At 61.0% G+C, this 12,438-nt stretch carries 14 protein-coding genes; 10 read left to right on the forward strand and 4 right to left on the reverse strand.

What is annotated here, in order from left to right:
• Positions 1-59 precede the first annotated feature (59 nt).
• Positions 60-971: an AraC family transcriptional regulator gene (locus ACZM96_RS01000; protein ID WP_294483857.1), complete on the reverse strand. Its 912-nt coding sequence runs from the start codon at positions 969-971 to the stop codon at positions 60-62.
• Between the two features lie 215 nt (positions 972-1,186).
• Here ACZM96_RS01000 and ACZM96_RS01005 point away from each other — a divergent pair, with 215 nt between their 5' ends.
• The 10 genes from ACZM96_RS01005 (at position 1,187) to ACZM96_RS01050 (ending at position 9,553) form a co-directional block, all read left to right on the forward strand.
• On the forward strand, positions 1,187-1,951 hold the full coding sequence (locus ACZM96_RS01005) for a sulfite exporter TauE/SafE family protein (RefSeq protein WP_346665271.1): 765 nt from the start codon (positions 1,187-1,189) through the stop codon (positions 1,949-1,951).
• 97 nt (positions 1,952-2,048) lie between these two features.
• A complete protein-coding gene (locus tag ACZM96_RS01010; protein WP_489486758.1) occupies positions 2,049-3,503 on the forward strand; it encodes a DUF1538 domain-containing protein in 1,455 nt (484 codons plus the stop codon).
• Positions 3,500-4,195 carry a P-II family nitrogen regulator gene (locus ACZM96_RS01015; RefSeq protein WP_489486759.1) on the forward strand — a complete coding sequence of 232 codons (696 nt, stop codon included), beginning with the start codon at positions 3,500-3,502 and terminating at the stop codon, positions 4,193-4,195. The genes ACZM96_RS01010 and ACZM96_RS01015 overlap by 4 nt, the downstream gene beginning before the upstream one ends.
• Positions 4,196-4,386: 191 nt before the next feature.
• Positions 4,387-4,779 (forward strand): ArsR/SmtB family transcription factor, encoded by a 393-nt coding sequence (locus ACZM96_RS01020; protein ID WP_489486760.1) that lies wholly within the window; start codon positions 4,387-4,389, stop codon positions 4,777-4,779.
• 1 nt (position 4,780) lies between these two features.
• The gene (locus ACZM96_RS01025) at positions 4,781-5,257 is read left to right on the forward strand and encodes a permease (protein ID WP_489486761.1); all 477 of its coding nucleotides are present in this window, start codon (positions 4,781-4,783) and stop codon (positions 5,255-5,257) included.
• Positions 5,254-5,799: a permease gene (locus ACZM96_RS01030; protein WP_489486763.1), complete on the forward strand. Its 546-nt coding sequence runs from the start codon at positions 5,254-5,256 to the stop codon at positions 5,797-5,799. Before ACZM96_RS01025 ends, ACZM96_RS01030 begins: the two co-directional genes overlap by 4 nt.
• Before the next feature lie 131 nt (positions 5,800-5,930).
• Positions 5,931-6,512, forward strand: a complete 582-nt coding sequence (phnN, locus tag ACZM96_RS01035; RefSeq protein WP_489486764.1) for a phosphonate metabolism protein/1,5-bisphosphokinase (PRPP-forming) PhnN — start codon at positions 5,931-5,933, stop codon at positions 6,510-6,512.
• Positions 6,513-6,853: 341 nt separating this feature from the next.
• Positions 6,854-7,291: a YgiW/YdeI family stress tolerance OB fold protein gene (locus tag ACZM96_RS01040; protein ID WP_489486765.1), complete on the forward strand. Its 438-nt coding sequence runs from the start codon at positions 6,854-6,856 to the stop codon at positions 7,289-7,291.
• 55 nt (positions 7,292-7,346) lie between these two features.
• Positions 7,347-8,009, forward strand: a complete 663-nt coding sequence (locus ACZM96_RS01045; protein WP_489486767.1) for a response regulator — start codon at positions 7,347-7,349, stop codon at positions 8,007-8,009.
• Positions 8,006-9,553, forward strand: a complete 1,548-nt coding sequence (locus ACZM96_RS01050) for a histidine kinase dimerization/phospho-acceptor domain-containing protein (RefSeq protein ID WP_489486769.1) — start codon at positions 8,006-8,008, stop codon at positions 9,551-9,553. Before ACZM96_RS01045 ends, ACZM96_RS01050 begins: the two co-directional genes overlap by 4 nt.
• Before the next feature lie 129 nt (positions 9,554-9,682).
• On the opposite strand, the gene ACZM96_RS01055 is transcribed toward ACZM96_RS01050, so the two are convergent.
• The 3 genes from ACZM96_RS01055 to ACZM96_RS01065 all read right to left on the reverse strand — a co-directional run bounded on the left by ACZM96_RS01055 (position 9,683) and on the right by ACZM96_RS01065 (position 12,335).
• Complete coding sequence (locus ACZM96_RS01055; RefSeq protein WP_489486771.1) at positions 9,683-10,393, reverse strand: response regulator transcription factor; 711 nt, start codon at positions 10,391-10,393, stop codon at positions 9,683-9,685.
• 270 nt (positions 10,394-10,663) lie between these two features.
• Positions 10,664-10,852, reverse strand: coding sequence for a hypothetical protein (locus ACZM96_RS01060; RefSeq protein ID WP_489486773.1), 189 nt, complete (start codon positions 10,850-10,852; stop codon positions 10,664-10,666).
• 46 nt (positions 10,853-10,898) lie between these two features.
• Complete coding sequence (locus ACZM96_RS01065) at positions 10,899-12,335, reverse strand: outer membrane homotrimeric porin (RefSeq protein ID WP_489486775.1); 1,437 nt, start codon at positions 12,333-12,335, stop codon at positions 10,899-10,901.
• Between the last annotated feature and the right edge of the window lie 103 nt (positions 12,336-12,438).

Genomic DNA, 12,438 nt, shown 5'->3' on the forward strand with positions numbered 1-12,438 from the left:
AGGTCGACACAGCTCCCCATGCGCTGCGCCGAAACCGGCGCAAAGCCCCAGCGCCTGCGCTACTCCCGGCCCGAACGGGCGTTCTTCAGTCTTGTGATGTTGCGGTGCGGCGGTTCGCCGAACAGGCGCTTGTATTCCCTGTTGAACTGCGTGGGGCTCTCATAGCCCACGGCGAGTCCGGCGCTGGCCGCGTCCACCCGTTCCGAAAGCATGAGGCGCTGCGCCTCAAAAAGACGCAGTCTTTTGTGAAACTGCAGCGGACTCAGGCTCGTCACTTCCTTGAAATGCCGATGGAAGGTGGACGTCGCCATGTTCACGCGGCGGGCGAGCTCCTCCACCTGAAGCGGCGAACGATAATTGTCCCGCAGCCAGGTGACGGCCTGCGCAATCTGCATGCTCTGCGAGCCCAGCGTATGGAAACGGCGCAGGAACTCCCCCTGCGGTCCGATGAGCATGCGGTAGTAGATTTCCCGGATGATCATGGGCGCGAGCACGGCAATCTGTTCAGGCTTGTCCAGAAGCTCCGCCAGACGCAGAAAGGCGTCGAGCACGGAAACGTCCACGTCGGCCACCGACACGCCCTTCATGCCGCCTTCCCCGCCCGATCCCGGCGTCGGCGGAACTTCGGCGGCCAGCCTTGCCAGCAGAAACTTGTCCACTTCCAGCGAGAGACACAGAAACGGCGCTTCCTCCGTGCCGTCCATGACGTAAAAGGAGCTCGGCACGTCCACGCCGACCACCAGACACTGCCCCTCGCCGTACACGTATTCCTCCGTGCCGATGACGGATTTCTTCCGCCCCTGAAGCATGACCCCGATGCACGGGTGATACAGGCTGTTTTCCAGCACGTCGTGCGCCAGCCGCCGGGACAACGACAAGCCGGGAATCTCCGTCTGACGGTAGCCCGGCTCCGGCATGTGACGCAGCACCAGTTCCTTGAGGCGGTCGTTGATACGCTTCCATTCTCCCATGCGCACCTCCATGCCGCGCACATTTCTGGACTCCGCGCGGCGCTCTCCGGAAAGAATATCCGTCATATTACCCGCGCGCCGAGGCCTCTCCTAGATACGATTCCCCTTTTTTCTTGCCTGATTCTCTCATGGCGGCACAGAAAAGTCCATTTTCGACAAACGCCGCGTTTTCGACTACAAGGACATGTCTCTGCAACATCAATAAGGCTCTCATCATGGAACTTTCCCTGCTCGTCATCGTTGTTTTGTGCCTGTTCTTCTTTGTCGCCGGTTTTGTGGATTCCGTGGCCGGAGGCGGCGGACTCATTTCCACCCCGGCCATGCTTCTGTGCGGCCTGCCGCCGCACACCGCCCTCGGCACCGGAAAGTTCGCAAGCACTCTCGGCTCCCTCACCTCGCTGTGGACCTTCGCCCGCAATCATCTCGTGGTGCTGCGCATCGCGCCCGCAGGCTTCGTTTCCGCCTTTGTCGGCGGCATGGCCGGATCCGGCCTCGCCATGCACGTGGACAGCGCCATGCTCGGCAAGCTGCTCATCTTCCTGCTGCCCGTGGGCATGGTCATTTCCCTGTTCTCGGGAAAGCTCGTCAGCGAAGAAGGCGAACTGCCGGAAAAGCATCTCTGGCTGCGCGTCATTCTCATGGGATTTTTCATCGGCGCGTATGACGGATTCTTCGGACCGGGCACGGGCAGCTTCTTCATCATCGCTCAGCATCTCGTGCTGCGCATGGGACTCGTGCGCGCCTCGGCCACCGCAAAAGTGTTCAATCTCGCCTCCAACGCCGGAGCCTTCGCCGTATTCGCTTCCGGCGGCGTGGCCCTGTATTCTCTGGGCATTCCCTGCGCCGTGGCCAACATCCTCGGCAATCAGCTCGGCACGCATCTGGCCATCCGCATCGGCACCCGCATGGTGAGAAACTTCCTCTACGTCACCCTCTGCCTGCTGCTCGCTTCGCTCATCTACCGCTTCTTCATCGCGTAGCAGAAAACGCCCCAGACCGATATCCCCCTCTGGACACAACTCCTGAATGATGGCATTCTCTTAACGAGAATATTTCCTATCAACCCAAAGGAGCCCCATGCTCTTCATCGAGAAATGCAAGGAAGCCGTGATCTCGGTCGTGCCGATCGTGATTCTGGTTCTCCTTCTTCATCTGACAGTTGCGCCCCTCGGCGACGCCCTGCCGAGATTTCTCGCGGGCGCAGTGCTCTTCATCATCGGCCTCGGCCTGTTTCTGGTGGGCGCGGACATCGGCGTGCTTCCCGTGGGCCAGAAGGTGGGCTCCACGCTCACCGGAAAGCGGAATCTCACCCTCATGCTGGCCGTGGGCTTCGTGGTGGGCTTCATCATCACCGTGGCCGAACCCGACGTTCAGGTGCTGGCCGCGCAGGTCACGGGCGTGGCTCCGGTCATCGCCCCCATGGCGCTCGTGTGCATCATTGCCGCGGGCGTAGGATTCTTCGTGGCCGTGGCCATGGGACGCATCATCTTTCAGCTTCCGCTCAAGCTGCTGCTCTTTCTCTGCTACGCCGCGGTGTTTCTCTGCGCAGCCTTCACGCCCGATCTCTTTCTCGGCATAGGTTTCGACGCAGGCGGAGCCACCACGGGCCCCATGACGGTGCCGTTCATCATGGCGCTCGGCGTGGGCGTGGCCGCCGTGCGCGGCGGCAGCGGAGCCGGAGACGACAGCTTCGGTTTCGTGGGACTGGCCTCGGTGGGCCCCATTCTTGCCGTGCTCATGCTCGGCCTGTTCGCCTCTCCGGCCTCTCCGGAGCTTGCCGCCGCTGCGGAAGAAGGTTCGCGCGGGCTCGTTGCCCACTTTCTGCACCTTCTGCCTGAAGTGACGCACGAAGTGGCCATGGCGCTCGGCCCGCTCGCCGTGCTCTTTCTGCTGTTCCGGCTCTTTCTCATCAAGCTTTCCCGCCGCCAGACGCTGCGCATGGTCATGGGCCTTGTCTATACCTTCTTCGGCGTCGTTCTGTTCTTTCTCGGCGTGAAGGGCGGCTTCATGCCCGCGGGCGACGCGCTCGGCGCGCTGCTCTCCGCGCCGGAACACCGGTTCTGGCTCATTCCCGTGGCGCTGGTGCTCGGGGCCGTGGTGGTGTGCGCCGAACCCGCCGTGTGGATTCTCACCGAACAGGTGGAACAGGTTTCCGGCGGCGCCATACGCCGCATGCTCATGCTGGCGGCCCTTTCCGCCGGCGTGTCCCTGGCCGTGGGCATTGCCATGTTCCGGGTAATCTCGGGAACGAGCCTCTGGTTCTTCCTCATTCCCGGCTACGCCGCGGCCATGCTGCTCATGCGCTTCTGCCCGCGCATGTTCACGGCCATCGCCTTCGATTCCGGCGGCGTGGCATCCGGCCCCATGGCCTCCACGTTCATTCTCGCCTTCATGCTCGGCGTATCCAAGGGCGTGGGCGGCAATCCCGCCGTGGACGCCTTCGGATGCATCGCCATGATCGCCATGACGCCGCTCATCGCCATTCAGCTTCTGGGCATCGTTTTCAGCCGCAAGACGGGGGACCGCGCATGACCATCTCGTTCAACGAACAGGCAGGCAAGCTGCTCATTGCCGTCATAGAAAAACACAAGTGCGACGCCGCCATGGCCGCGGCCAGAAAAGCCGGAGCTCCCGGCGGCACCGTGCTCATGGGACGCGGCACGGCCCAGAGCAAATGGCTGCGCATTCTCGGCCTCGACGACGTGGAAAAGGAACTGCTCTACACCCTGCTGCCCGCCTCGCTGGTCCGCCCCGTGATGAACGCCATACGCAACGCCCCGGCGCTCTCCAGAACAAGAGGCATACTCTTCACCATCGACGTGCTCGAAGCCTTCCGGCATCACGATTCCGCGCCCGCCGCTCCTTCCCAGACTCAGGAGGACACCATGTCTGACAACAGCCCGGAACAGTCCGGCTACGAACTTCTCTCCGTCATCGTCAACCACGGCAGCGCCGATCAGGTCATGGACGCGGCCAGAAGCGCCGGCGCCACGGGCGGCACGGTCATCCACGCGCGCGGCACGGCCCGCCCGGACGACGCCTCCTTCTTCGGCATCACCATCGTGCCGGAAAAGGAACTCGTCATGATTCTCGCGCCGAAGGACAAAAGCGCCCGCATCATGGAAAGCGTCAAGGCGGAATTCAAAGACGCCGAACCCGGTTCCGGCATCGCCTTCCGCACGGCCGTGGAATCCTTCGACATGCTGGGCTCGCCCCGTCGATAATCCTGCCGACGATTTCGCCGAACATGATCCCCGTTGCTCTCCCGCGGCGGGGATTTTGTTTCCCCCCCCTCGGCCCGGCGGAAGACGCGCCGTTGACAGCCCCGGGCCTTCCTTTTATTTAAGTAATTACTTAATTAAAACTTCGGAAGCCGCCGCGCTTCTGCCGCCTTCCGAACAACGCGCCGATTTTCATGGACAACGATCTGCTTTACCGCGCCCTTGCCGACGACACGAGACGCAGGCTCCTCCGTCTGCTGCTGAGCGGCAGCTGCTGCGTTTCCGCCCTCGCCGGCCGCCTGAACATCAGCGAAAGCGCCGTATCCCAGCACGTCGGCCTTCTGCGACGCGCAGGTCTCCTTGATGGAACAAGGCGCGGACGCTTCATGCACTACGCCGTCAACCGGCAGCGCCTGCTCGATCTGGCCCGGGAGCTGGAAGCGCTTGCCGCAACGCACCCTGACGACAAGGCGGACGAAGCCGCGCCCCGCGCCTCCGGTTGCGACGAAGCCATGCGCCGCCGCTGTCACGGCGCAGGCAAACTCCGCACGCTGCCCATGGCTCCGCCAACTGTCGAGGAACATTGACATGTCCACCGCCGCCCTCTACCTCGTCACCCTGATTCTGCTCGCGCTCTCCTTCCGAAAGGACAGGAAAAAAACGCGTCAGGCGCTCGTCAAGGCCTGGAAATCCTTTGAAAACATTCTGCCCCAGTTTCTGGCCATCCTGGTGCTCATAGGCCTCATGCTCGCCGTGCTCGACAAAGAGCTCATCACCCGTCTTCTGGGCGCGGAATCCGGGGCTCTCGGCATGGCCATCGCCGCAGTGATCGGTTCCGTCACGCTCATTCCGGGCTTCATCGCCTTTCCGCTGGCGGCCTCGCTGCTTTCTTCCGGCGCAGGCTACGGGCAGACGGCCATGTTCCTCACCACGCTCATGATGGTGGGCATCGTCACTCTTCCGCTGGAAGGCACCTTCTTCGGCAAACGTCTGGCCCTGATGCGCAATGTGCTGGCCTTTTTCTACGCCGTCGTTTCCTCCGTCGTTCTGGGGGCGCTGCTGTGATCGCCGCCGTACTCCGCCGCTACCGCATGTTTCTGGCGCTCTTCGCCTTCAATGTCGCGCTGCTCTTCCTTGAACCCGCCGTGGGGGAAAAGGCCCTGGCGCTGACCGGAGACAACGTGCTTGAAATGCTTTCCTTTCTGCCGCCCATCTTCGTGCTGCTCGGTCTTCTGGACGTGTGGGTGGACAGAGAAACCATGATGAAATACATGGGCGAAGGCTCCGGCGCGCGGGGCATGCTGCTCGCCTTTATTCTCGGCTCCGCCGCGGCGGGCCCCCTCTACGCCGCCTTTCCCATGGCCGCGGTCATGATGAAAAAGGGCGCGAGCATGCGCAACGTGTTCATCTTCATCGGAGCCTGGTCCACCACGAAAATCCCGCTCATTCTCTTTGAAAGCGCCACGCTCGGCTTCCGCTTCATGGCCATGCGCCTTGTCTTCAACATCGTGGGCATCTTCCTCATCGCCCTCATTCTGGAACGCGAAGCCAGGCGGCATCCCGTTCCCCTCCCAGCGGAACAAGCCTCCGATCCCGGCAGGCATTGACGCTCCTTCGCCTCTTCTCTATGCTTCCGGCAATCTCGTGCGGGCGCGTCCGTCCGCCATCCGGCCCGAAACGCGCCTCTCTGCGGCGTCTTTCTCCAACGCCACGCGGCACAAATCTCAGGCGGATCATCATGCACGGCAGACTCGTCTATGTCATGGGAGCCTCCGGCGCGGGCAAGGACAGCCTTATCCGCGAAATGCTCCGTTGTTTCCGCGGCCTTCCGCTGGCTGCGGTCAGGCGTCACATCACCCGCCCAGCCTCCGCTGAAGGCGAGCGGCACATCGCCGTGTCCCGCGAGCGCTTTGAAGAGCTGGCCGCCGCAGGACGCTTTTCCCTGCACTGGACAAGTCACGGACTTTGCTACGGCATTTCCGTCCATGCCGAACAGGCGCTCGCCTGCGGCGTTTCCCTGCTCGTCAACGGCTCCCGCGCGGCCTTTGCCGAGGCCGTGCGCCGCTATCCAAATCTCATTCCCGTACTCGTGACCGCAAAGCCGCATCTTCTTCGCGAACGCCTGCTGGCCCGGGGACGGGAATCCGGCGCGGAGCTGGAAGAGCGTCTCGCCGGAGCGCTGCTCGCCCTGCCCGATCTCGATTCCCTGCCCTGGATACGCATAGACAATTCCGGCCATCTTCATGAAGCGGCCTCGCTTCTGGAGCAGGAACTCAGACGCGTTCTTTCCCTGCCTGCCGAACGTCTTCCCCGCGCCTGAGCGCCCCTTCCGCAAAAGCCTTCTTTTGACGCGGCGCATCCGGGCGCGACAAAATTATCCTTGCAAAACAGTTGCCTGTCCGCAAGATTCAGGCGTACCCTGAACCTCGCGGAAGACTCGGGTGGATTTTCCCCCGGTCGCGATCGAAAACCGCGCACGGCGCAGGTCGTCATTTCGCGCCGACCGACGCGGCTCCCAGCCTTCGCCTCAACGGAAAATGTGCAGAATCCGCAAAAAAATTTTTCGATGTAAGGAGCGTGTAAGTTTCCGATGCTCTACTGACCTCAAGTGGAAAAAGCAATAACAAAAAAACAAAACATATACTCTACGGAGGTTTTCTTATGACCATGCATCCCGCTTCTCTGAACGACCGTCGTTCTTCCGATTCTTCCCGCAAGTCCCGTCTTCCCCTGGCCCTCGCCGCGGCCCTCGCCCTCAGCCTCACCCTCGGCGCTTCCGACGCCCTTGCCAAGGGACGCGACGGAGGCTACATGCAGGGAGGAGGCTACACCGGCCCCGGCCCCGCCCTCAGCACCGTAGCGCAGGCCAAGGAGCTTCGCGATGACACCCCCGTCACGCTCAGAGGCCACATCATCCGTCACCTCGGCGACGAACGCTACGTGTTTGAAGACCAGACCGGCACCATCAACGTGGAAATCGATCACAAGCGCTGGAGAGGCCAGAACGTGGGACCCAACGACCTCGTGGAAATCTCCGGTGAAGTGGAAAAGGACTGGCGTGAGCTGGAAATCGACGTCAAGAGCGTCGTGAAGAAGTAAGCATCGTCCGGCGCGTTCTGCTCCCCTGGAACGCGCCGGAACACAAAGGAGCACCATGCGCGTTCTTCTCATCGAGGATGACATTCTCATAGGCAACGGACTCAAAATGGGCCTGCCCGCCATGGGCTTTGCCGTGGACTGGTTCAAGGAAGGTCCGCTCGGCATGAAGGCTCTCGCATCGGCGGAATACGACGCCGTCATTCTCGATCTCGGGCTCCCCGGCATGGACGGGCTCGACATTCTGAAAACGTGGCGCTCCTCGGGACAGGACGTGCCGGTGCTCGTGCTCACCGCCCGGGACGCCATCAGTCAGCGCGTGGAAGGACTCAACCTCGGCGCGGACGACTATCTCGGCAAGCCCTTTGATCTGGACGAAGTGGCGGCGCGTCTGCGTGCTCTCGTGCGTCGCAGACACGGCGTGTCCTCTCCGCAGCTTGTCCACGGCGCAGTGAGCTTTGATCCGCTTACAAGAACCGTTTCTCTGAACGGACAGACCGTAGCTCTGGGACAAAAGGAAGTCATGCTCGTGGAGCTGCTCCTGCTCAACAAACACAGCGTGCTTTCCCGCAGCGCCATTGAAGAAAAGCTCTATCCCTGGGGCGAAGAGGTCAGCAGCAATTCGGTGGAAGTGCTGGTTCACCGCATACGCCGCAAGCTGGGATCGGGCTTCATCAAAACCGTGCATTCCGTGGGCTACACTCTGGGAGACGCCTCATGACACCTCCTGAACATGCAGGAACGCGTTTCGGCAAGGTCGGAAGTTTCTGCCGCCGCACATTTTCGGCGACGGGACAAAAAGCTTCCGGCCTTTTTGTTCGCGGCCGCCGACTGACCGGCAGACTCTGGAACCGCATTCTTTCCCTGCCCGTCAGCCGCAAGAGCCTGCGGCTGCGGCTGAGCCTGTTCTTTTCGCTGTTCATGCTCACGGCGTGGCTGGCCGCCGCCCTGTTCAGCTGGCATACGTGCCGCAGCTACATCAACGAATTTTTCGACTCCCAGCAGATGCTTGTGGCGCGAACGCTGGCCGTGGCCGATCTCACGCGCGCGCCGGGCGAGCTGCCCCACATCGGCGAGATGCTGCCGGGCGTCAAGAAAAAAGGCATCGGCAAGCTCGAAGACGAAGCCATCGCCTTTGCCATTTTCTCCCCCGAAGGAGAACGACTGCTCACCGACGGTCAGAAAGGCCGGCGTTTTCCGTTTGAAGACTCGCGCCACGGCTTCGTCAACGAACCGCTGATCCATGACGACGACACCTGGCGCATTCTGTGGATGGATTCCAGCGACGGGCGCTACGTCATTGCCGTGGGGCAGGAAGAGGACTACCGCAGCGACATGGCGCTCGAAATGCTGGAAGGTCAGATTCTGCCGTGGCTGATTCTTCTGCCCGTGCTTCTGGCCGGACTCTTCATTCTACTCACGAGGGAACTTGCGCCCCTGCGCAGCATGGCGGCGGCGCTGAGTTCCCGCGATCCTGAAGACACCTCGGCGCTTGATCTGAGCCGCATGCCCTCCGAAGCCCTGCCCATGGCGGAATCGCTGAACGGCTTTTTCGCACGCACCAAGGACATGCTGACAAGGGAACGCTCCTTCATTTCCGACGCCGCGCACGAACTGCGCACTCCCCTCGCCGGACTCCGCATTCAGGCGCAGGTGGCGGCCCAGCCCGGCATGGCGGCCGAAACAAGAATGGAGGCCCTCTCCTTCCTGCGTCAGGGCATAGACCGCTGCTCCCGCCTCATCGATCAGCTTCTCGCCCTCTCCCGGCTCGAAGCCTCGCACATGCCCGGCTCCAGCCCCTCGCCGAAAGACCTTGTGCTCTCCCACGTGGTCTGGAGCGAACTTCTGGCCGACTATCTGCCCTCCTACCGTTCGCGGCTGGAATCCTCAAACCTGCGGCTCGAATCGCAGCTTTCCTCGCTCAACGCCGGAGTACAGGGCAACGCCGCCCTGCTCTCCATGCTTCTGCGCAATCTTCTGGAAAACGCCGCCGCCTACACGCCGACAGGCGGCCTCATCCGCGTGACGCTGGAACAAGACCGCCTCACCGTGCAGAACGACTGCGCCTGCCTGCCGGAAGAATACGTGGCGAGACTCGGAGAACGCTTCTTCCGCCCGCCCGGACAGGAAAAATCCGGCAGCGGTCTCGGCATTTCCATTGTACGGCGCATTGCGTCCATCCACGGTTTCCGCCTGAACATCAGCATGGAAAAAGACGCCGTCGGCTTTTCTCCCTGCTCCTTCAAGGCCGAACTGCGCTGGTAGCGCACCCTGCCTGCGCGCCCGCCCGGGCGGCAGAAGAACGGTCGTCGGCCTGTGCGAAAATAAAAAAACACCGGCGTGATTTCCCGAAAAAAGAATTCACGCCGGCGGCGTCAACAAAATCTGCGCCGTTCACGGCATGGGCGTCAGGCGGAACCCGATCCGCGGAACCGTTTTCAGAATCGGCTTGTTCCGAAGCTCCAGATTGCTCCGCAAAATATGAATGTAGGTGCGCAGCGCGTCGCTGTTGGGAGGCGTGTCGCCGTAGAGCGCGCTTTGAAGCTCGCTGCGCGTCACCACGTTGGGCGCGGCCTTCATCAGCCGGGCCAGCAGGGTGAAGGCCATGGGCGGCAGGTGCAGACTTCCGCCGTCGCAGGTGACGGTGTGCGCCTGCGGATCCAGCTCAATGCCCGCCCAGCTCAGCTTCATTGAGGAGAAGTGCGCCTTGGCCAGACGTATGGACGCCAGCACCCGCGCTTCCAGTTCCAGCAGATGCAGCGGACTGGTCACGATGTCGTCGGCGCCGCTGTTCAGATACATGGGCAGGTTTTCCAGCGTATTCTCCGGCGCAAGCAGAATGATGGGACAGCTCACGTTTTCCAGGCGCAGACCGGTGTACAAAGGAATGCCGTTCTGATCGCTGAAACGCGCGTCGAGAATGAGCGCGTCATACGAGGAAGTTTTCAGGCAGTTGCGCACTTCGTCGCTGTCCGCGGCGCTGTCGAGCTGATAGCCCATAGGTTCCAGATACGCGAAAATATTCTTCATTATCGACGCATCGGAAACGCCGACGAGCAGATGAAGGTCGGGTACGGAAAGCTGTTTTTTAAGGCTGTATAGCATGGAGCAGCTCTCTGATCGGCTTATGGTATGAAAAAAAAGAGGAAGCTGCCGAAAAAAATGACCGGACTATGCAGGAACACGCTGCTGACAAATCGTACTCAAGGCAGGTCTGTACTTGAAATACTAGGGCATGGTCTGATATTCGTCAAGATTTACGCAGCCGATGCAGGCAACAATCCTGATCACAGATGTTTCTCGTCAGCAATTTTGGAACAGTCATAAAAAAATGGCGTGACTTGCAAAGAGCTTCAACAGAGGTCGAAGACGGATTCAGGCTTCATTGCCCTGCCGCGATGAAAAAATCGCCGCCTGCTGGCCGGCCATGCGGGAAAAAACGGCCTCATCCTCTTGATATGAGCGTTCATCAGCGTTTCCGCCGCGGCAGAGTGAAGAGACCGTTTTGCCCGGAACACGCGGCAGCAATCCGACATTGAAAAAAAAGCGGGAGAGAATCTTCATTCCCTCCCGCACCATCTCTATCCGAGCGGACTATGCCCGCACCGAATTAGAACTTGTAGGCAAAGCTGAGAGCGGTGCTCCAGCCGTCCTTGCCGATCTTCTTGCCTTCGGCCCATTCGCTGTGATCAGTGCGATCGTAATCGGTGATCATGTAGGCGAGTTCGAGGCAGGCGGTCAGGTTCTTGTAGATCTTGTAGGTGTTGGCCAGGTTGAATTCAACCACGGTATCGGCGGTGGTCATGTACTCCCAGGGAGAGATTTCCTTGGCCCAGATGTTGTCTTTGTTGGTACCCTTGAACATGGTCACGGTGAACTTGTGCTTCAGGTCTTCCATGAAGGAAACGTCTTCAACGCCGACCTGCACGCCCCAGGTGCCCGCAATGTTGTGACGGGTGGTGGTGTCGTACAGCGCGAATTCGCCGGAGCTGTAGCCGAGGGTGGGATGGAAGCGGCCGTTGAACGTGGGAATCCAGTCCTGACGGGCGTACTGCACGTTGTGATCGTCGCCGGAACCGTACCAGGCGCCCAGAATGGGAGTGCCGTAGGCGGTCTTGTAGGAAGCCTTGCCCTGAACGTACCAGCCTTCGCGGTTCTTCAGCTTTTCGGTTTCGAGGGTATCGGTCTTGCCGGTCAGCTTGTTGGTGTAGCTGAACACGCCGTCGCCTTCGTAGTCGATGACGCCGTAAGCGCCGGAGAGCTTCAGCATGAAGGGATCAAAGTAGGTCAGCATGGCGGAAGCGCCGGCCCAGAAGGCGTTGCCGTCGGCGGAGAGCACGCCGAATTCGTCGTTGTCGCCCATGGCACCAACATAGTTGGCGTCGGTGGAAGCGCCGATGTTCGCGCCCTTGTCGAGAGCGGCGTACATCACATAGGGAGAGAAGGAGAAGCCGTCGAACTTGAAGGCAGCAGCCAGAGAGAAGAAGTCGGACTTCTGAGATTTGTCGGTGTCGTAGTTCACGCCGCCGGAGCCCTTGGCGGGAGCGTAGGCGCCGCGCACCCAGAAGGCGGTCAGATCAAGCCAGTCGGTCACGGGAGAGGTCACGACGATGCCGTCGCGGCCCTGCCAGCCGGGATGCATGATGGCGTTCTTGCCGAAGGCGTCTTCAGGCAGACCGATGAGCTGACGACCCATGCGCACCTTGACGTCGGTCTGAGGAATCATCCAGTCCACATAGGCCTGACGCATGCCGATTCTGGTGCTGTTGCCGGAAGGATCGGCGCCCCAGTCGTAGGTGCCGGTGCTGTTCGGGCTGGTGCCGATCTGAACCTGGAAGTAGCCGGAGAGGCTTTCGCTGGCGGTAAGGGTCATGCCGAGACGCAGACGCTGACCGGCGTTGTCGAAGTTGTCGCCGGTGGCAACGCGTTCGCCGAGAGCAAAGTTGAAGAGATATTCACCGTCCATCTTCATATCGACGGCGGAAGCAGGAGCGGTCGCGGCGAAAGTCATGCCGGCAGCCAGAAGAAGCGTAGTCAGCTTTTTCATGATGGTCATTCCTCTGAAAAAAAAGTGGTTAACACAACTATGGAAAATCCCTCTTTTTCCATGAAACGACCTTGCAACAGACGATGATAAGAATTTGTTAATA

Source organism: Mailhella sp. (assembly GCF_057866825.1).

Bases quoted from the DNA above. Each gene is read 5' to 3' on its own strand.
- ACZM96_RS01005 (WP_346665271.1), top strand. From the start codon at position 1,187: ATGGAACTTTCCCTGCTCGTCATCGTTGTTTTGTGCCTGTTCTTCTTT.
- ACZM96_RS01040 (WP_489486765.1), top strand. From the start codon at position 6,854: ATGACCATGCATCCCGCTTCTCTGAACGACCGTCGTTCTTCCGATTCT.
- ACZM96_RS01050 (WP_489486769.1), top strand. From the start codon at position 8,006: ATGACACCTCCTGAACATGCAGGAACGCGTTTCGGCAAGGTCGGAAGT.
- ACZM96_RS01000 (WP_294483857.1), bottom strand. From the start codon at position 971: ATGGGAGAATGGAAGCGTATCAACGACCGCCTCAAGGAACTGGTGCTG.
- phnN (WP_489486764.1), top strand. From the start codon at position 5,931: ATGCACGGCAGACTCGTCTATGTCATGGGAGCCTCCGGCGCGGGCAAG.
- ACZM96_RS01020 (WP_489486760.1), top strand. From the start codon at position 4,387: ATGGACAACGATCTGCTTTACCGCGCCCTTGCCGACGACACGAGACGC.
- ACZM96_RS01010 (WP_489486758.1), top strand. From the start codon at position 2,049: ATGCTCTTCATCGAGAAATGCAAGGAAGCCGTGATCTCGGTCGTGCCG.
- ACZM96_RS01065 (WP_489486775.1), bottom strand. From the start codon at position 12,335: ATGAAAAAGCTGACTACGCTTCTTCTGGCTGCCGGCATGACTTTCGCC.
- ACZM96_RS01060 (WP_489486773.1), bottom strand. From the start codon at position 10,852: ATGAAGATTCTCTCCCGCTTTTTTTTCAATGTCGGATTGCTGCCGCGT.
- ACZM96_RS01025 (WP_489486761.1), top strand. From the start codon at position 4,781: ATGTCCACCGCCGCCCTCTACCTCGTCACCCTGATTCTGCTCGCGCTC.
- ACZM96_RS01045 (WP_489486767.1), top strand. From the start codon at position 7,347: ATGCGCGTTCTTCTCATCGAGGATGACATTCTCATAGGCAACGGACTC.
- ACZM96_RS01055 (WP_489486771.1), bottom strand. From the start codon at position 10,393: ATGCTATACAGCCTTAAAAAACAGCTTTCCGTACCCGACCTTCATCTG.
- ACZM96_RS01015 (WP_489486759.1), top strand. From the start codon at position 3,500: ATGACCATCTCGTTCAACGAACAGGCAGGCAAGCTGCTCATTGCCGTC.